Source organism: Actinomadura luzonensis, from assembly GCF_022664455.2.
Lineage (GTDB): Bacteria > Actinomycetota > Actinomycetes > Streptosporangiales > Streptosporangiaceae > Nonomuraea > Nonomuraea luzonensis.
The window spans coordinates 1,380,246-1,398,950 of sequence record NZ_JAKRKC020000002.1 but is presented as its reverse complement, the minus strand read 5'-3'; the positions used below and the strand labels follow the sequence as shown (position 1 = coordinate 1,398,950).

Below are 18,705 nucleotides of genomic sequence, written 5' to 3'. Positions count from 1 at the left end.
GGGAACAAATGGCGGAGATTGGCGTTATTGATACTGGTGCGCCGTGCGGACAGCGAAGCCGCCCCGCCACAACCTGCCTGATCGCTTCTTACTCCGTACGGAGGAGGTGTCCTCATGCCCAGAACCGCCGTGGCGACCCCACCCGCGACTCTTGACCAACTGATCGAACGAGGACGTTCCCAGGGTCACCTTTCTCTGGCGGAACTGCGTGACGCGTTCGCCGAGGCCGGCGTCAGCCCTTCAGAGGGCCGTACGATCCTGCGCGAGCTGTCCGAGGCCGGCGTGAGCCTGGCCGCGGAGAACGAGCCGTCTCTCAGCAGGACCGCCCCCAGGAAGACCACCCGCAGAACCACCACCAGGACGACCACCACCAGGACGACCGCGCCGAAGCCCGCAGCGGAGCAAGAGGAAGGTGCTCCGACGAAGGCTTCGACCTCGCGACCCAAGGCTACCGGCCGCAAGGCGGGCAAGGCAAAAACCGGCGCGTCCGCGGACGTGAAGACCCTGGTGCCGGCCGACCCCAAGCCGGAGCACGAGGAGGACGTCCCCGACGATCTCGTGCTCGACGAGGCCGAGCTGGAGAGCGAGCAGATCGACCTGGACGACACGCAGTCGGTCATGGGCGACTCGGTGCACACGTACCTGAAGTCGATCGGCCGCCGCACCCTGCTGACCGCCGCCCAGGAGGTCGAGCTGGCCCGGCGGATCGAGGCCGGGCTGTACGCCGAGTACAAGCTGGAGACCCAGCCGAACCTCTCGCCCGAGGCGCAGGACGACCTGCACCTGGTCATCGAGGACGGCCGGCGCGCCAAGGACCACATGCTGGAGGCCAACCTCCGGCTGGTGGTGTCGGTGGCCAAGAAGTACACCGACCGCGGCATGTCGCTGCTGGACGTGGTCCAGGAGGGCAACCTGGGCCTGATCCGGGCCGTGGAGAAGTTCGACTACACCAAGGGGTTCAAGTTCTCCACGTACGCGATGTGGTGGATCCGGCAGGCCATCCAGCGCGGCTTCGCCGACTCGGCCCGCACGATCCGGCTGCCCGTGCACGTGCTGGAGATGCTCTCCAAGCTGTCGCGCATCGAGCGTGACATGCACCAGCGCCTGGGGCGCGAGCCCACGCCCGAGGAGCTGGCCGTCGAGCTGGACAAGACCCCCGACCAGATCGAGGAGCTGCTGCGCACCAGCCGCCAGCCGATCTCGCTGAACGCGACGATCGGCGAGGACGGCGAGACCACGATCGGCGACCTCATCGAGGACGTCGACTCCCCCGAGGCGTCGGAGATCGTCGACCGCCAGCTGCTGGGCGACCAGCTCCGCGGCGTGCTCGACAACCTCTCGCCGCGCGAGGCGAAGATCATGGCGCTGCGCTTCGGCCTGGTGGACGGCAAGCCGCACACCCTGGACGAGATCGGCAAGCACCTGGGCCTGACCCGGGAGCGGATCCGCCAGCTGGAGAAGGAGTCGCTGTCCAAGCTGCGCCACCCGAGCAACACCCGCCCGCTGCTCGACTGGGCGAGCTGACCGGACACGGGCACGCCGGAGCCCCGGCCGCACCTCAGGTGCGCCGGGGCTTCGCCGTGCGTCGGGGCTCTGCCGTGCTTGAGGAGGTCAGCGGGCGGCCGGCACCGGGCGCGGGACGCGTGGGATGCCCCACATGCGGTTCTCCTCGCGCAGCGTGCGCAGCCGGTCGACCTCGGCCGTCCACTCCCGCCCCGCCGGCGTCGCCTTGGCCTTGCGGCGCGCGATGCGGTCGTCGTAGGCCTTGACGCCGAACGTGGCCCGCTGGCCCGCCTCGGCGGCCCGCAGCGCCTCCGTCAGCGCCTTGTCGAACGCCTGCCCCGCGGCCAGCAGCTCGATCTCGTCGGCCGCCGCGGCCCGCAGCTCCCTCACCGTCTGCTCGGCCTGCCGGGCGCGCTCGAGCAGCTCGGGGAAGCTCCTGGAGATCTCCTGGTCCGCGTGGTAGCGAACCTCGGCCTCCCGGCTCACCCGCGGACGGAAAAACGCCATCGACCCTGCCCTTTCACCAGCCGGTACTCGTTCCAGGCCCAAGGGTACGCCGTTCCGCCGCCCGGCCCGACATCACCCCGCTCGCAAGCGCCCCCGCCCGCTCACCGGACGGCAAGCGAGAACTAAGCGGCGGCGCGGCCCGCTCCTAAGCGCTCGCTAAGCGCGACGTGCCAGGTTGCGGCGCAGGCGGGACGATCAGGCCCGCCCTGACTCCGGCGAGGCAGACCGATGACGATCAACGATCCCATGTCGGCCCAGACGTCGATGCAGACGTCGTCGCAGCCGTCCATGCAGCTCCCCGGGCAGCTCCAAGGGCAGCTCCAAGGGCAGGCGCCCGGCCAGACGCCCGGCCAGATGGGCGCGCAGGGCTCCGTACGGACCACGGGCCAGGCCCTCGGGCAGTCCCGCGTGCCGGCCGAGCCGCGGCTCGACGACGAGACCGCCGCCCTCCTGGCCGACCACACGGTCCAGGACTGCGTCAAGCGGGTCGAGAACCGCATCAGGTACTACACCCAGCAGTACATGGACGCCCACCGCGAACGCAGCGAGCAGGCCGAGCAGCGTTCCCGCCGGCGGCCCGGCGAGTCCTCCTCCGAGGTCGGGATCCTCAGCCCGGCCCTGCCGTACCTCTGGTTCGACATGGCCGCCGTCGGCCCCTTCAAGTTCAACGGCATGTCCTGGGAGCCCGGCCGCATCTACCGGACCGGCGAGCAGGCGCTCCTGCTCGCGCTGCTGTGGCGCAACCCGCTGCCGATCGGCGGCGGCCCGTCCGCGGCCGCGGTCATGGCGCCGCTGTTCCACCAGGTCCGCGGACTGACCATCAACATCAACACGGTCACCGCCGGCCCGGCGATGACCCCGATGCCGGCCGCGTTCGGGCCCGGCTTCTTCAACATCGTCCCGATGCTCATCCCGACCACGCCGGCCCCGCCCGACGGCAACCCGCGGCTGCTGGAGATCCACGTCACCGCGGACGTCCTCGGCATCGGGCCCGGCCTGCCGCCGTTCGCCGCGTTCGCCACCCAGTGGCAGAACCCCGAGAACCAGCCGCCGTTCCCCGGCTTCCCCGGCATCCCGCCCGGGATCGTCCAGGAGACGCCGGTCCGGGTGCTGATCTACAGCTGAACCGAGAGGGCGCGGGGTGAGCGGGGACTGGCGCGACAAGCTCGACGCCCGCGGCCGGCGGCTGACCGCCGCCGCCGCGGGCGGCCCTGGCGCCCTCGACCTGCTCCTGCTCACCGCCGCGCCGCCGACGCCCGCCCAGCTCGACGAGCTGGCGCGGGCGGGCATGCACGCGCACTCGAGCGCCGGGAACGTTCTGACCGGGACCGTGGACGGCGTCGCCTCGCTGCGGCAGGTGGCCGAGCTCCCCTTCGTCTCGCGGATCGAGCTGTCCCGGCAGACCCATCCGGAGTGAGGCATGAGAACGCTGGACGCGCGCCTGCGGCACCTCGTCAGGCGCACCCGCGGCCGGGCCGCCGTCGCGGACTCGTTGTTCGCCGGCTCGTTGTTCGCCGAGCGCGTCGGCTGGCTGCCCGGCCCCGGCAACGGCGCCGTGGACGTGCTGCTGAGCTGCACCGACGACCGCTGGCTCGGCGACCTGCCCGGCCTGGCCGAGCGGGTGGCGCCGGCCACGGCGGCCCGGCCGGACGCCAGCGGCGGCGGGCCCTGGCAGGACGGCGGCCTCTACACGGCCCGGGTGCCCGTGAACGCCCTGGAGCGGCTGGCCGGGCACGACTCCGTCCTGCGGATCGAGTCCTCGCGCCCGCTCTTCCCCGAGCTGAACGTCTCCCGTCCCGAGGTCCGCGCCCCCGCCCCGGGCGGCGGCCCCGGCGCCGGCGAGGGCGCCGTCGTGGCGATCATCGACTCGGGCGTCGACTACACCCATCCGGCCTTCAGGGACGCCGTCGGGGGCTCGCGCATCCTGTGCCTGTGGGACCAGAACGCCCCCGGCGCGCCCGAGGCCTCGACGCCGTACGGCCGGGAGTACCGCAAGGAGGACCTCGACAAGGCGCTCGACGCCGCCGACCCGGCGGCCGTCGTCCCGCACGCCGACGACGAGCTCGGCCACGGCACGCACGTCGCCGGGATCGCGGCCGGCGACGACAGTCGGCTCGGCGGCGAGTACACGGGCATCGCGCCGCGCGCCGGGCTCATCGTGGTGGCGCTGTCCGGGGAGCCCGGCGTCACCCTGGGCCGCTCCACCCAGCTCGTGGACGCCGCCGCCTACGCGGTGCGGCGCGCCGAGGGGCTGCCGGTGGCGGTCAACCTCAGCCAGGGCATGAACGGCGGCGGCCACGGCGGCGAGTCCCTGGTCGAGCGGGCCCTGGACGCCCTGGCCGCGCGTCCCGGCGTCGCCATCGTGAAGTCGGCGGGCAACGAGCAGGAGTGGAACATCCACGCCGGCGGCACGCTGGCCGAGGGCGCCACCGCCGAGCTGGAGCTCCTGGTGCGGCCGGGTGACGTCGAGGACGACGTGATCGAGATCTGGTTCGGCGGCGAGGACACGATCAGCGTCGGCGTCGCGCCGCCCAGCGGCCCGCGCTCGCCCTTCACCCCGCCGGGCGAGGAGCGCCTCTTCACCACGGCGGCCGGCGACCGGGTCACCATCGACAGCGAGACCGACTGCTCGGGCAGCGGCGACACCGCCGTCACCGTCATCCTCTCGCGCGGGCGGGGCGCCGGCGTCGAGCCCGGCACCTGGCGGCTGCTGCTGCGCGGTGACGCCGTCCCGAGGGGCCGCTACGACGCGTGGATCGAGCGGGCGCCGCGCGGCGGCGACGGCGCGCCGGAGCAGACCACGTTCTCGGCGGCGAGCGCGGACCCGACCCGGACGATCTCGGTGCCCGGCACCGCCCGCCGGGTGATCACCGTCGGCTCCTACGCGACCCGGCCCGCGAGCTGGTGGACCGGCCTCGGCGAGCTGTCGTCCTTCAGCAGCCGGGGGCCGTCGCGGACCGGCGCGCGCAAGCCCGACCTCGCCGCGCCCGGCGAGTGGATCGCCTCCGCGCGCTGCGCCGGCAGCGCCCAGCCGCCCCGCCCGGACGCCGCCCACACGCTCATGGCCGGCACCAGCATGGCGGCCCCGCACGTGTGCGGCGCCGCCGCCGTCGTCCTGGCGGCCCGCGCCGCCGCGGGCCTGCCGCCGCTGAGCGGCGAGCAGGTCGGGCAACTGCTGCGCGACACCGCCCGCCCCGCCGGGTCCGGGCCGGACGACGCTTGGGGAGCCGGGCGGCTCGACGTCTCCGCCGCCGTCGAGGCCGCCGCCGTCGCCGCCTTCCCCCAGGTGCTGAACGTGCGGGCGGACGGCGGGCGGCTGTCCTGGGAGACCGACGTGCCCTGCTCCTGGGAGCTGCGCTGCCACACCGACGCCGGGCGGCTGTCCATCGGGCAGGCCCTGCGGACGCTGGGCGACCCGGCGCCGGCCCGCGAGCACGCCGCCGACCTGACCGGCCTCCCGGCCGGGGACTACGTGTGCGAGATCCTGGTCACCGCGCCCTCCGGCCTGTGGACGAGGGACGACAACGCGGGCGGCGGCCACCCGGTGCGCGTACCCGGCCCGGCCCGGCCCGCCGAGCCCGCCGTCGAAGCCGGTGGCGACGACCTGCGGCGGGTCAAGGGCGTCGGCCCGGTGATCGCCCGGCTGCTGGCCGAGCACGGGATCACCACGTTCCGGCAGCTCGCCGGCACGCCGCCGGACGAGCTGGCGGTCGTCCTGCAACCGGCGGGGATGAGCGGCGAACGCCTGGCCCGCATGGGGCTGGCCGAACGCGCCGCGCTGCTCGCGGCCGAGGAGGACGCCGCGCGGGAGGCGGCCGGGACGGGCGGCGCCGGGGGCGCGACGCTGGAGCGGCACTCGTTCACGCTGACCGTGACGGCCGACACCGCCACCGGGCTCGCCGTGGGCTGCGAGATCCGCCACCACGGGACCGACGACGCCCAGCGGCTGCGGAGCTGGGACGTGGGCGCCCTGGAGGCGTTCATCGAGGAACGCGGCGGGCTGCGCCTGTCCGGCGGCGGCCCGGCGGACGACGCCGGGCCGCCCGCGCAGGGCTAGCCCGCCCGGGGTCGTTCACACGGCCAGGTGGCGGCGGATCGCCTCGTACAGGCGCGCCGTCACCGGGTCGGGCGTCAGCCCGAGCACCGCCTCCAGCTCCCGCCGGCAGGTCTCGAACTGGGCGGCGGCCTTGTGCGGCTGGTTCTGGCGGGCGTAGCAGCGCATCAGCAGGCGGTGGGTGCGTTCCCTGCAGGAGTCCCTGACCAGGATGCGGCGGCAGGCGTCCACGCACTTGGCGTGCGCGCCGGCCTCCAGGTAGCGGGCGGCCAGCGTCTCCAGCAAGTCGAGGTGGGCGGCGCTGAGCCGTTCCCGCTCGGGGACCACCCAGTCGAGGTACGGGGCGTCCTCCAGCAGGTCGCCCCGGTAGAGCGCGAGCGTCGCCTCGTGCGCGCGGATCACCTCCCGCAAGCCGTCCGCGCCCTCCGCCCGCTGCTGGGCGGCGGCGCAGCCCCGGGTGAACACGTCGGTGTCCAGCCACACCGTCAGGTCGGGGGCCAGGGCGTAGCACTCGCGCCGGTAGACGACGACGTGCCGGCCCGGGGCCGCCTTGCGCAGGTCCACGCGCAGGGAGTGGACGGCGGCGTTGAGCCGGTTGCGCGCCGCCCCCTCGGGGACGCCCTGCCAGATGAGGTCGATCAGCAGGTCGCGGCGGACCGGCTTGGGGTGGCGGAGGAGCAGGTACATCAGCACGGAGCGGCCGAGGTTGCCCGACCACCCGGTGACCTCCCGCCCCGCGACCCGCACCCGGAAATCCCCCAGCAACCACGCCTCGACGTCGGCCCCGCCCGCCGGCACGCCCACGACCGGCGACACCGCTCCGGCCACCCCCGGCGAAGCCCCGTCCCCCTCGCCGGCGATCCCCCATCCACCGGCGGCGTCCTCTTCCACCTGCGGGCCAGGCCCCTGCGCCACCTCCTGCTCCGCCCCGTCCTCCTGTCCCAGCGCCGCCACCACCCCCGCTCCCGCCACCACCCCCGCCACCACTCCCGCTCCCGCCACCACTCCCGTCCCTGCTCCCGTCCCTGCTCCCGTCCCTGCTCCCGTCCCTGCTCCCGGATCAGTGAGCGCCCCGGCCTCCGAGCCGTCCGCCATCTCCTGAACCGCCCTTTGCTCAGGGACCGCCCCTTGCCTCTGACCCGGCCCCTGCCCGTGGCTCCCTCCCCGCTCCGGGACCGTCTCCGCCGCTGGAGCCCTCGCCGCCTCCGCCTCCGGGACGTCCCTCTCCGCAGGTAGCGCCGCCGCTGCCTCCCCCGCAGAAGCCGCCGTCCCGGGCACGGACGCCGCCTCCCGCTCGGGCGGCACTTCGCCCGCCTCCCTGGGCGCGGTCATCGTCGGCGCTCCTGGAACCGCCTCCGGCCCCGTGACGACCGGCCCCGCCCCACCTGCGGATGAGCCGCCCCTCCGTATCCCGCCCGCACCTGGCACCTCACCGATCGAGAGCGTGGACGCCTGCTCCAGGGCCCGTAGCAGCCGCGTCATCCGGGTGCCCGGCCGCCGCGCGCGGGCCGCGGCGCGCACCAGGCGCAGCACCTGGCCGATCCGACGGGCCGTGTCCGGCTCGGCGGCGGCCAGGCGGCGGGCCCTGCGGCCCTGGTCCAGCGCCTCGGACAGGAGTCCGGCGGCAAGCGCGGCCCGCGCCCGCCGCCACGCCTCCCCCGCGTCACCCTGTCCCCGCCGCCACGCCTCCCCCGCGTCACCCTGTCCCCGCCGCCACGCCTCCCCCGCGTCACCCTGTCCCCGCCGCCACGCCTCCCCCGCGTCGCCCTGTCCCCGCCGCCCGCCGTTCCACCCGGTCCTCCCCGCGTCGCGAACGCCTCCCGGGCCCCACTCCGTCTCTCGCGGGTCGCCCGGGGGCCGGCCCGTCGTCCCTCCCCTCTGGCCCGAGTCGGCGAGAAGCCGGGCGGCGAGCACCGGATCGCCGGCGCGTACGCACAGCTCGGCCGCCTCCGCCACCGCGTCCTCCCCTTCGAGCTCGCCCGCGAGCCGGGTGAGCCGCTGCCGGAAGGCGTCGGACCGCGGCAGGCGCAGCGCGCACAGCGCCGTGGACCACAACGGCAGCATCCGGTACCAGCCGCCGGTGAGCGGCTGCCACCAGGGCTCGGCGGCGGGCTCGCGGAGGGCGGGCCGCAGCGCGGACAGCCGCTCGTGGGCGTACCCCAGCCGGGCGGCGAGGACGAGGGCCTGCAGGCGGTCGGGGCTCGCGGCGCGCAGCATCCGCAGCACGACGGCGGCGACCAGGTCGGGCAGGCCGCCGGCGCGCGCGACGCAGTCGTCCAGCCGGTCGGAACGGTCCAGGCGGGCGGCGCGCAGCACCGAGTCGATCACGGCCGCCCGGCCGCCGGTGACCGCGACGAGCCGGACGAGTCCCTGCCGCGACAGCGGGGCCCCGAGCTCCCCGGCCGCCGCCGCGGCAGCCGTCACGTCGGCGCGCAGCCCGCCGTCGCCACCGCTGGGGGCGACGAGGACGACCTCGTTGCCGGGCAGCGACCCGGTCCAGCCGCCTGCCCGGCCAGGCAGGCCGGCCGAACCGGGCAGGCCGGCCGGGCCAGGCAGGCCGGCCGGGCCAGGCAGGCCGACCGAACCGGGCAGGCCAGCCAGGCCAGGCAGGCCGACCGAACCGGGCAGGCCGGGCAGGCCGGGCAGGCCGGGCAGGTCGGGCAGGTCGGGCAGGTCGGGCAGGTCGGGCAGGTCGCAGCCCGCGGCGGGCTGGATGACCACGGTGGCGGCGGGCCCGCCCGCGGCGAGCAGCCGGTGCAGGGCGGGCGGCGTCAGCTCGTACGGCTCGGGCCGCACCCATCCGAGCCCGCTCCCGCCGCTCAGGAGGTCCGCCGACAGGCGTCCTTCTAGGAGGTACCCCTCGGGCGCGAGCAGGCGCGAGCGGGACACCCCGGCGGGGCTCCGCGACGCCGCGGCCGTCAGCGTCCCGGGCGGGAACTGGGCGGGCCACCTCAGATCGGGCAGTGGGGCGGCGATTCGGGCGAGGAGCATCCTCATACCTTTCAGGCCGGGGGACCGCCGTCGGAGGGGGACACCACACGATAGGAAGACCCCGGGGGACGCGAATCGGGGAGCGTCCCCGGGTTTTCCCTAGCCCGCGCCGCCGTCCCGGCCAGGGTCGCCGCCCGGTGAGGCCGGCGGAGGGCGCGGCGGGATCCGGCGAGGTCCGGGACGAGGAGCAGGTCGGAGACTAGGATGATCTTCATGCCCGCCAAGAGACCACCGGTCCCCCTCTCCCGCGAGCGCATCATCGAGGCCGCGCTGCACATCGCCGACAGCCAGGGCCTGCGCCGGCTCACCATGCGCCGGCTGGGCGACGCGCTGCAGGTCGAGGCCATGGCCATCTACCATCACCTGCCGCGCGGCAAGGAGGCGCTGATGGACGCCCTGGCCGAGCACGTCACCACCGTCCACGTGGAGCAGCGCGCCACCTGGCAGGAGACGGCCAAGGCGTGGTGCCGGGCGGAGCGGGAGCTGCTGCGCGAGCACCCGGGCGTGCTGGCGCTGGCGCTCACCAAGCCGCCGAAGGGCTCCACGCTGCTCGCCCTGCGCGAGCAGACCGAGCAGCTGGCGGACGGCGGCCTGGACGACGCCCCGGAGGCGGTGCGTGCGCTGCGCGCGTTCGTGTACGGCAGCGTGGCGGTCGAGGTGCAGCAGTCGGGGTGGGCCGACCCAGAAGTGGACGAATGGGTCAGACGGGACGAACGTGCGGATGCGGACTTCGAGCGCGGACTCGACGCTCTTCTCAAGGGTTTGCAAACGTGATGCGCGTGTCACGCTTGGCCCGTTATCCTGCATAAGGCACCCTGTGTCGAAGGTCACACGTTACGGGGGACCCTCCTGCGACAGCCCGCACGGGCCGGGTCGCAACGCGTGACGCCGTCGCACACTTGCCAAGTGAACAACCCGAGCCGCTCCCGCCCCACACACGGGAGCAACCCACGAGATATCGGAGGCACGCCGATGTGCCCGCACGTCCCGGCCTGTCCGGATGCAGAGGCGCCCGACCGCGAGGCGGCGCGCACCCTCGCCTGCCATCCCGAGCAGGGATGGAGCCTGCTCTGCAACGGCGTCGTCCTGTTCGAGGACACCGGGGAGCTCCTGCCCAGCGGCGCCACGATCGAGCCCCACCGCCCCGTCGCCGTCTGACCGGCCCCCGCCCGCCCGACCGGCCCTGTCGGGCAGGCCTCGTGCGACCGCTCACCGTCCACCCGGCTCCCGTCCGACCGGCCATCGTCTGACCAGCAACCGACCGGACCGAGCGGCCGACCCTGAGCGGCCGACCCTGAGCGGCCGACCCGAGCCGTCGACGCCGGAAACGCCGCGACCTAGCGCGCCGGCGCGTAGTGGCCCAGCCACTCGGCCACGATCTCGCCCACCCGGGCGGGGTCCCGTTTGAGGTCGTGCCCCTCGCCGGGCAGCACCACCAGGCGCGCCGCGTCCGCCGCGTCGGGGACGCCGAAGGGATCGCGGTCGCCGTTGACGACCAGCACGTCCACCCCGGCCCCGCGCAGCTCGCCGGCCCTGGACCTGTCGGGCTTGCCGGGCGGGTGCAGCGGGAAGGCCAGCGCCACCACCGCCGCCGCGCCCACCGCCACCGCCGTACGGCAGGCCACCCGCGCCCCGTTGCTCCGCCCGCCCTGCACGAGGGGCAGGCCGGGCCGGCGCGCCCGCAGCTCCGCCAGGACAGCCTCCCACGCCTCGTCCTGCCGCGCCGGCGAGCCCGGGGCCCGCGCCCCCGCCAGCCGGAACGGCTGCGTCACCCGGGCCACGCTGAAGCCCGCCCGCAGCGCGGCGTCACGCACCGCCAGCAGGTCGGGGGCGTCCACTCCCCCGGCCGAGCCGTGCGTGAGCACCAGCAGCAGCCGCGGCTCGGCCGCCTCCTCCAGCTCCACCAGAGCGGGGCCCCACGGGGTGACGATCTTCATGGCAGCACCGTACCTGGGGAGGATGCGACGTTAGGACCTAGGTCTGATGACGGCGCGCCGCGCGAGGAGCATGATGGCCTCATGCAGCACGACCGCCCTCTTCGCGAGGACCTGAAGGCCACCCTCGACGCCCGCCGCGACCTCGGCCCCGACTACGAGAACGCCCTCGTCGAGTCCTTCATGGACCGCCTCGACGAGGCGATCGCCACCCGCGTACGGGCCGAGCTGGGCCGGCAGGGAGCCGGCCCGCACCCCAGGCAGAAGAGCCCGGGCGCCACGATGATCCCCATCGCGCTGGGCTCGCTCGGCATCGGCATCCCGCTGACCGCCATCGCCTCCAGCAACGCCGGTTTAGTGGGCCTCACCATCTCCTGGATCGCCATCGTCGTCATCAACGTGGCCGCGGCGGCCGCCATCATGCGCCAGGGCTCGCACCAGTAACGCGGGCGCCTGCGCTCGCGTAGACCAGCCAGAGCATGGCGTCTCGCGCTCGGCCGCGCATGCATGAGGGCTCGCGCTGGTAACGAAGGCCTCATGTCTCGTCACGGCTCGCACTGAGCAGTGCAGGCGTGAGTCGCGGGTCGCCGTCGACAGTGCAGGCGTGAGTCGCGGGTCGCCGTCGACAGTGCAGGCGTGAGTCGCGGGTCGCCGTCGACAGTGCAGGCGTAAGTCGCGGGTCGCCGTCGACAGTGCAGGCGTAAGTCGCGGGTCGCCGTCGACAGTGCAGGCGTAAGTCGCGGGTCGCGGTCGATGGTGCAGGTGTCAGGGCTCGCGCTGGTAGCGGAGGCGTACCTCGGCGGCCACCGCCTCGTCGGCGTGTTCCAGCCCGTACGTCCACACCTGGTCGGCGTCCTCGGGCCGGCCTCGTAGCGGCAGTGTGCGGGCCAGCAGTTCGATGGCCAGGGCGCTGGTCGGGGCGTCGGCCCCGCCTTCCACGGTCCCGGCGAACTCGGCGCAGGCCAGCTCCAGGTGCGCGATGCCGAGCCGCACCCGCAGCCCCGGCACCTCCTCCTCCGGGGCCGCCTCCAGGGCCTCCAGCAGCACGTCGGCCGCCGCGCCCGGCTCGCCGTGCTCCAGTAGCAGGTCGGCCAGCTCGCGCGCGGCCAGCGCCGCCACCTGCTCGTCGCCGGCGGTCATGGCGTCGCGCAGCGACTTCTCGGCGTCGCCGAGGGTTTCGGCCAGGCGGGCCAGCGCGAGGTGGGCGTGCGGCAGGTAGGCGGGGGTGCCGACGCCCAGCACGGCCTGCCAGGCGGCCCTGGCCTGCTCGGAGCGTCCCTCGCGTTCGAAGCCCTGCGCGAGGTGGCAGGCGGCCTGCGCGGCGTACTCGGGGTGGCCGGTGGCGAGCGCGGTGCGGGCGGCGGCCCGCGCGGCCTCGACGTCGCCGCGCTCCTCCAGCACCACGGCGAGGCCGACCGCCGCCTGCGCCCGGTCGGGGCCCTCGGGGTCGGCGACGAGCCTGCGCAGGATGGCGGCGGCGCCGTCGAGGTCGCCGTTCTCGGCGAGACGGCGGGCGATGTCGAGGGGCGGGGTCTCCAGCTCTGAGGACGTCAAGAGGGCTCCTTCTGGCGCCTCGCGCGGCCTGGGGTCGCACCGAAGCCTAACGACTTCCGGCGATCATGTCTGCTCACTTGACGATGCGGGACTGGATCCCCCGCCGGGCTCGCTCAGTCCTCGTACGCCTCCAGGGGCGGGCACGAGCACACCAGGTTGCGGTCGCCGTAGGCCTGGTCGATGCGGCGCACCGGCACCCAGTACTTGCCCTCGCGCAGCGACGGCAGCGGGTAGGCCGCCTCGCTCCGGCTGTAGGGGTGCGGCCATTCGTCGGCGGTGACGGACTCGGCCGTGTGCGGGGCGTTGCGCAGCGGGTTGTCGTTCCTGTCGTACGCGCCGGAGGCGACCTTGGCGATCTCGGCGCGGATGGAGATCATGGCTTCGACGAACCGGTCCAGCTCGGCGAGGTCCTCGCTCTCGGTGGGCTCGATCATGAGCGTGCCGGCCACCGGGAACGACATCGTCGGGGCGTGGAAGCCGTAGTCGATGAGGCGCTTGGCCACGTCGTCCACGGTGACGCCGGTCTCCTTGGTGATCTGCCGCAGGTCGATGATGCACTCGTGGGCGACCAGCCCGCCGCGGCCGGTGTAGAGCACCGGGTAGTGCGGGGCCAGCCGGCGGGCCAGGTAGTTGGCCGACAGGATGGCCTGCTCGGTGGCGGCGGTGAGGCCGTCGGCGCCCATCATCCTGATGTAGGCCCACGAGATCGGCAGGATGCCCGCCGAGCCGTACGGGGCGGCCGAGACCGGGCCGACCGGCGTGCCGTTGTGCAGCGGGTGGCCGGGCAGGTAGGCGGCCAGGTGGCCGCGGACCGCGACCGGGCCGACGCCGGGGCCGCCGCCGCCGTGCGGGATGCAGAAGGTCTTGTGCAGGTTGAGGTGGGACACGTCGGCCCCGAACTCGCCCGGCTTGGCCAGCCCGACCAGGGCGTTGAGGTTGGCGCCGTCCACGTAGACCTGGCCGCCGGCCTCGTGCACCTTGGCGCAGACCTCGGTGATGCTCTCCTCGTAGACGCCGTGCGTGGACGGGTACGTCACCATGATCGCGGCGAGCTGGTCGCGGTGCTTGGCGATCTTGGCGTCGAGGTCGGCGAGGTCGATGTTGCCTTCGGCGTCGCAGGCGACGACCACGACCCGCAATCCGGCCATGACGGCGCTGGCGGCGTTGGTGCCGTGCGCGGAGGACGGGATGAGGCACACGTCGCGCCCCTCCTGGCCGTGGTCGCGGTGGTAGGCGCGGATGGCCAGCAGCCCGGCGAACTCGCCCTGCGAGCCGGCGTTGGGCTGCAGCGAGACGGCGTCGTAGCCGGTCACCTCGGCCAGCCAGCGCTCCAGCGTGCCGATCAGCTCCAGGTAGCCCTCGGCCTGCTCGGCGGGCGCGTACGGGTGGATGCCGGCGAACTCGGGCCAGGTGATCGGCTCCATCTCGGTGCTGGCGTTGAGCTTCATCGTGCAGGAGCCGAGCGGGATCATCGAGCGGTCCAGCGCGATGTCCTTGTCCTGGAGGCGGCGCAGGTAGCGCAGCATCGCGGTCTCGGAGCGGTGGCTGTGGAAGACGGGGTGGGTGAGGTAGCCGGACTCGCGCAGCAGCTCGGCGGGCAGCGCGTCGGCGGCGGTCTCGGCGCGCGCCTCACGTCCGGGCAGGCCGAACGCGGCCAGGACGGCCTGGAGCTCGGCCGCGCCGGTCTTCTCGTCGCAGGCGACGGAGACGTGGTCGTCGCCGGTCCGCCACAGGTTGACGCCGCGTTCGGCCGCCGCGGCGACCACCTCGGCGGCCCGGCCGGGCACCCGGACGAGGACGGTGTCGAAGAACGTCTCGTGCACGACCTCCAGCCCGCCGGCGCGCAGCGCCCCGGCGAGGGCGGCGGCGTGCCGGTGCACGCGCAGCGCGATGCGGCGCAGGCCCTCGGGCCCGTGGTAGACGGCGTACATGCCGGCGATGACGGCCAGCAGGACCTGGGCGGTGCAGATGTTGCTGGTGGCCTTCTCGCGCCGGATGTGCTGCTCGCGGGTCTGCAGGGCGAGCCGGTAGGCGGGGTCGCCGTCGGCGTCGACGGACACGCCGACCAGGCGGCCGGGGAGCTGGCGCTGCAGCCCTTCGCGGACGGACATGTAGGCGGCGTGCGGCCCGCCGAAGCCGAGCGGCACGCCGAAGCGCTGGGAGGAGCCGATCGCGATGTCGGCGCCGAGCTCGCCGGGCGCGGCCACGAGGGTGAGCGCGAGCAGGTCGGCGGCGGCCACGACGAGCGCCCCGGCCTGGTGCGCGGCGGCGGCGGTGGCGCGGAGGTCGCGCAGCCGGCCGGAGGCGCCGGGGTACTGGACGAGCACGCCGAAGCACTCGGGCAGCTCGCCGTCCAGGTCGTGCTCGACCAGCTCGATGCCGAGCGGCTCGGCGCGGGTGGCCAGCACCCGCTTGGTCTGCGGCAGCGCGTCGGCGTCGACCACGAACACGTTGCTCTTGGACTTGCCGCCGCGCCGGGCCAGGGTCATGGCCTCGGCGGCGGCGGTGGCCTCGTCCAGCAGGGACGCGCCGGCGACGGGCAGGCCGGTCAGGTCGGAGACGACGGTCTGGAAGTTGAGCAGCGCCTCCAGCCGTCCCTGCGAGATCTCCGGCTGGTACGGCGTGTACGCGGTGTACCAGCCGGGGTTCTCCAGCAGGTTGCGGCGGATGACGGCGGGCGTGACCGTGTCGTGGTAGCCCTGGCCGATCATGGAGGTGAGCACCCGGTTGCGCCCGGCGAGGGCGCGCAGCTCGGCGATGGTCTCGGCCTCGCCGGCGGCGGCGGGCAGCGCGAGGCGGTCCTTGGCCCTGATGGCCTCGGGCACCGCCACGGCCACCAGGTCGGCCACGGACTCGAAGCCGACGGCCTCCAGCATGCGCTGCTGCTCGGCCTCGGAGGGGCCGATGTGCCGGGCGGCGAACGGCGGCGCGTCCAGCGAGGGGGTGGACGGCGGCGGAGCCGTGGGCAGGGTCTCGGAAAGAGGCCCAGAGACAGGCGGGGACGCCGGCGTGGCTGCGGGGTCCTGCTGGGATGCTGACGGATCGGACATGGACGGTGCCTCCCGAGGCTTTGCGGAGACCGGCGCCGGGGCGCGGGCGGATGCCGGGTCTCCCCCTCTGTCAGCGCGGGCGTCACCGCGACCTGAGAGCTTCACCCCCGAAGAGGCTTGCACCGTCGGTGAGGCGCGCCTGGCGGGCGTGCCTGCTTTCCAGAGTTGCCTCGCCCGAGCGGTACAGGTTGCCTGAGAGATTCCGGGGAGGGTTGCTCCTTCGGCGCCCCGGGACCGCGTGGTGCCCGGGGACTCTCCCGCACGGGGTCGTCAGCCTTGCCTGTCCTAGATTACTACCCTGGACGTTACGGGCGAATTACTACCCTAGGCGTCGGGCGCGCCGGCGCCGGGCGAGTTCGTCAGCGGGGTGGTCGGCCGGGACGGTGTCCTCGACCGCCGCGCGTTCCCCCGGCAGCTCCGCGAGGCTTCCCTCGACCTCTCGCCAGACCCGGCCGAGCGCGATGCCGAACACGCCCTGGCCGCCCTGCAGGAGGTCTATCACCTCGTCGGCCGAGGTGCACTCGTAGACGCTGACGCCGTCGCTCATGAGCGTGATCTGGGCGAGGTCGGCGACCCCGCGATCACGCAGGTGCTGCACGGCCGTGCGGATCTGCTGCAGGGACACCCCGGTGTCGAGGAGCCGCTTGACGACCTTGAGCACCAGGATGTCGCGGAAGCTGTAGAGCCGCTGGGAGCCCGAGCCGTGCGCGGCCCGGATGGTCGGCTCCACCAGGCCCGTGCGCGCCCAGTAGTCGAGCTGCCTGTAGGTGATGCCGGCCGCGGCGCAGGCCGTGGGCCCGCGGTATCCGATGTCGTCCGGCAGCGCCGCCGGCTGCTCGTCGAAGAGCAGGCCCTGCTCCCCGGCACGCTGCCGCGCGTCCTCGCGCCGCACCGGATCTTCCTGGCCGGCCGTCTTTCCCTCGCCGCTGCTGACCGCCACGCGGACCTCCGGCTTTCTCTCATCCCGCGGCCTGATCTGGGGGTTCATATAGGGCGACCGCGGGTTTCACTTGCACCGTAGGACCGTGACCATGCTCAGTCAACGATCCGGCTCGGCGCGTCGTGAAGCGTAAATGCACCGAAATACCTACCCCGCCCTGCCGAAGTCCTCGGGAGAGATCGTGTCAAGGAACTCCCTGAACTTCTCCACCTCGTCCTCCTGGTCGTCGGGGATGACCACGCCGGCCTCCTGGACCACCTCCTCGCTGGCGAAGATGCGGGCTCCGGTGCGCAGGGCGAGCGCGATGGAGTCGGAGGGCCGCGCGCTCACCTCCACGCCGTTGGAGAAGACGAGATCGGCGAAGAAGATGCCGTCGCGCAGGGCGACGATGTTGACCGCGCGCAGCCCGACGCCGAGGGCGCTCAGCACGTCGCGGAACAGGTCGTGGGTGAGCGGCCGCGGCGGCGGCTCCTCGGCCTGGGCCAGGGCGATGGCCGTCGCCTCGGTCATGCCGATCCAGATCGGCAGGAACCGTTCCCCGTGTGCCTCCTTGAGCAAGACGATCGGTTGATTAGTGGGCATTTCAACTCTTACGCCCACGACCTCCATCTGCAACACGGGCTGCTCCGTATTCCTGACCGGTGACCCGGCACAGCTCTTGGTTCGTCGCTTCTGCTGACTCGCTACTTCAATTCAACGTAACACCCGGGAGGCCCCGTTTGCTCCTCCGGGCCGCGGCCGGGTCGCATCAGCGTCCCAGGACCGCACGCACCCCTGTGCGCACCAGCGACGCGTGCAGGTCGAGCAGAAGGTTGGACAGCTCTCTGGCGGTCTCCTCGGCCTCGCCGATCGCGCCCGGGGAGCGCCGTTTCAGCACCGGCGCGACGCTCTGCTCGACCAGGCCGCACTCGCGCTCGGCGGCGGCCCGGACCGCCCGCAGGTGCCGGGCGCCCAGGCCGAAGCGGGCCAGCGCGCCGACGGTGCGGGCGACCTTGAGCGCCTCCTCGTCGTAGCGCCGGGCCACCGGGGCCAGCAGGCCGTAGTCCTCGCACTCGGCGAGGGTCTCCTCGTCGATGCCCGCGGCCTCCAGCAGCTCGCCGCGGCTGAGCCGGACCTCCTGCTTGTCGGGCACGGCCCGGGGACGGCCGAAGCTCTCGGCCATCCGGTCCTTGATGACCCGCAGCGGCAGGTAGTGGTCGCGCTGCTCGGTGAGGATGAAGCGCAGCTGCTCGACGTGCAGGTGGGTGAACTTGCGGAAGCCGGAGGGGCTGCGCTCGGGCTCGATGAGCCCCTCGCCCTCCAAGAACCTGATCTTGGAGATCGTCACATCGGGGAACTCGCCCTGCAGCAGGGCGAGCACCTCCCCGATGCTCATGTGCGAGCGGGCCGCCTGGGAAGTCATGCGCTGTGATTGCCTCGCATGAGGAAGACCAGGCGGAATTTACCGATTTGCACCTCGTCACCCGAGTGCAGGGGAACCTCTTCGATGCGCTCCCGGTTGACGTAGGTGCCGTTGAGGCTGCCCACGTCGCGCACGGAGAACTGGCCGCCGCGGTGGCGGTAGAACTCGACGTGGCGACGGGAGACGGTGATGTCGTCGAGGAAGATGTCGCTCTCCGGGTGGCGCCCGGTGGTGGTGAGGTCCTTGTCCAGCCGGAACCGGCTGCCCTGGTTGGGGCCCCTCGTCACCGTGAGCAACGCCGTGCCGTGCGGGAGCTGCTCCACCAGAGCCCGCTCCTGCAGGAGCATGTCGCCTGTCTCAGCCTCGTACGCCTCGATTCCCGCGACGGAGATCGTCGATGTGGTGTCCCCGGAGACCTCGACTCTGGTCAGCGGTGACCCGCAACGGGAACAGAAACGGGCATCCTCGGGGTTGGCGTGCCCGCACTGCGTGCAGTAGACGCTCGGCATCGATCGGCTCGGCCTCCTACCGCGAAGACGCGGCGACGGTGCTCAGGGCGCGCCTCGCTTCGCTTTTTTCAAGTTTGCGAATGCCGCAACATACGCTGATCAGCGGCAAAGGTCAACTCGGGGCGCTGGACGGTGGTTTGGACGCAGACAAAGTTACCGCCGCGCCCGCCCCGTGGTCCATGCCGCCGCGCGTTTCTACATTACGATCTTGCGGGAGCGCGTGCGCACGCGGGTCCCCGCGGCCTTCCGCCGGACCGCCCG

The 18,705-nt window shown here is 74.0% G+C and carries 16 protein-coding genes and 2 riboswitches; of the genes, 7 read left to right on the top strand and 9 right to left on the bottom strand.

Going from position 1 to position 18,705, the window contains the following annotated elements:
* Positions 1-114 precede the first annotated feature (114 nt).
* Positions 115-1,524, top strand: coding sequence for an RNA polymerase sigma factor (locus MF672_RS36690; RefSeq protein WP_242376772.1), 1,410 nt, complete (start codon positions 115-117; stop codon positions 1,522-1,524).
* Between the two features lie 87 nt (positions 1,525-1,611).
* On the opposite strand, the gene MF672_RS36685 is transcribed toward MF672_RS36690, so the two are convergent.
* Positions 1,612-2,010 carry a hypothetical protein gene (locus tag MF672_RS36685; protein WP_242376770.1) on the bottom strand — a complete coding sequence of 133 codons (399 nt, stop codon included), beginning with the start codon at positions 2,008-2,010 and terminating at the stop codon, positions 1,612-1,614.
* Between the two features lie 228 nt (positions 2,011-2,238).
* On the opposite strand from MF672_RS36685, the gene MF672_RS36680 reads away from it, so the two are divergent.
* The 3 genes from MF672_RS36680 to MF672_RS36670 are packed head-to-tail and all read left to right on the top strand — an operon-like array spanning position 2,239 to position 6,067.
* Positions 2,239-3,135 (top strand): hypothetical protein, encoded by an 897-nt coding sequence (locus MF672_RS36680; protein WP_242376768.1) that lies wholly within the window; start codon positions 2,239-2,241, stop codon positions 3,133-3,135.
* A 16-nt stretch (positions 3,136-3,151) separates the two neighbouring features.
* The gene (locus MF672_RS36675) at positions 3,152-3,427 is read left to right on the top strand and encodes a hypothetical protein (RefSeq protein ID WP_242376765.1); all 276 of its coding nucleotides are present in this window, start codon (positions 3,152-3,154) and stop codon (positions 3,425-3,427) included.
* A gap of 3 nt (positions 3,428-3,430) precedes the next feature.
* Positions 3,431-6,067 carry a S8 family serine peptidase gene (locus tag MF672_RS36670; RefSeq protein WP_242376763.1) on the top strand — a complete coding sequence of 879 codons (2,637 nt, stop codon included), beginning with the start codon at positions 3,431-3,433 and terminating at the stop codon, positions 6,065-6,067.
* Positions 6,068-6,082: 15 nt separating this feature from the next.
* Here the strand turns inward: MF672_RS36670 and MF672_RS51565 are convergent, their stop codons facing one another.
* On the bottom strand, positions 6,083-9,055 hold the full coding sequence (locus tag MF672_RS51565) for a BTAD domain-containing putative transcriptional regulator (RefSeq protein WP_302893336.1): 2,973 nt from the start codon (positions 9,053-9,055) through the stop codon (positions 6,083-6,085).
* Positions 9,056-9,268: 213 nt separating this feature from the next.
* Between MF672_RS51565 and MF672_RS36655 the strand changes: the two genes are divergently transcribed.
* Entirely contained in the window at positions 9,269-9,829 is a 561-nt protein-coding gene (locus tag MF672_RS36655; protein ID WP_242376761.1) for a TetR/AcrR family transcriptional regulator C-terminal domain-containing protein, read from the top strand.
* A gap of 198 nt (positions 9,830-10,027) precedes the next feature.
* Positions 10,028-10,213, top strand: coding sequence for a DUF5999 family protein (locus MF672_RS36650; protein WP_242376759.1), 186 nt, complete (start codon positions 10,028-10,030; stop codon positions 10,211-10,213).
* Positions 10,214-10,392: 179 nt separating this feature from the next.
* Here the strand turns inward: MF672_RS36650 and MF672_RS36645 are convergent, their stop codons facing one another.
* Positions 10,393-10,992, bottom strand: a complete 600-nt coding sequence (locus MF672_RS36645) for an alpha/beta hydrolase family protein (protein WP_242376756.1) — start codon at positions 10,990-10,992, stop codon at positions 10,393-10,395.
* An 81-nt stretch (positions 10,993-11,073) separates the two neighbouring features.
* On the opposite strand from MF672_RS36645, the gene MF672_RS36640 reads away from it, so the two are divergent.
* Positions 11,074-11,433, top strand: a complete 360-nt coding sequence (locus MF672_RS36640) for a hypothetical protein (RefSeq protein WP_242376754.1) — start codon at positions 11,074-11,076, stop codon at positions 11,431-11,433.
* Between the two features lie 321 nt (positions 11,434-11,754).
* On the opposite strand, the gene MF672_RS36635 is transcribed toward MF672_RS36640, so the two are convergent.
* The 6 genes from MF672_RS36635 to MF672_RS36610 all read right to left on the bottom strand — a co-directional run bounded on the left by MF672_RS36635 (position 11,755) and on the right by MF672_RS36610 (position 18,444).
* A complete protein-coding gene (locus MF672_RS36635; RefSeq protein WP_242376752.1) occupies positions 11,755-12,543 on the bottom strand; it encodes a tetratricopeptide repeat protein in 789 nt (262 codons plus the stop codon).
* A gap of 113 nt (positions 12,544-12,656) precedes the next feature.
* A complete protein-coding gene (gene gcvP, locus MF672_RS36630) occupies positions 12,657-15,593 on the bottom strand; it encodes an aminomethyl-transferring glycine dehydrogenase (RefSeq protein WP_242376750.1) in 2,937 nt (978 codons plus the stop codon).
* Between the two features lie 57 nt (positions 15,594-15,650).
* Positions 15,651-15,762, bottom strand: a riboswitch (glycine riboswitch).
* Positions 15,763-15,863: riboswitch (glycine riboswitch) on the bottom strand. It lies immediately after the preceding riboswitch.
* A 49-nt stretch (positions 15,864-15,912) separates the two neighbouring features.
* On the bottom strand, positions 15,913-16,533 hold the full coding sequence (locus tag MF672_RS36625; RefSeq protein WP_242376748.1) for a MerR family transcriptional regulator: 621 nt from the start codon (positions 16,531-16,533) through the stop codon (positions 15,913-15,915).
* 147 nt (positions 16,534-16,680) lie between these two features.
* Complete coding sequence (locus MF672_RS36620) at positions 16,681-17,151, bottom strand: bifunctional nuclease family protein (RefSeq protein WP_242376746.1); 471 nt, start codon at positions 17,149-17,151, stop codon at positions 16,681-16,683.
* Between the two features lie 130 nt (positions 17,152-17,281).
* The gene (ftsR, locus tag MF672_RS36615; protein WP_242376744.1) at positions 17,282-17,935 is read right to left on the bottom strand and encodes a transcriptional regulator FtsR; all 654 of its coding nucleotides are present in this window, start codon (positions 17,933-17,935) and stop codon (positions 17,282-17,284) included.
* Entirely contained in the window at positions 17,932-18,444 is a 513-nt protein-coding gene (locus MF672_RS36610; RefSeq protein WP_242376742.1) for a double zinc ribbon and FHA domain-containing protein, read from the bottom strand. Before MF672_RS36610 ends, ftsR begins: the two co-directional genes overlap by 4 nt.
* Between the last annotated feature and the right edge of the window lie 261 nt (positions 18,445-18,705).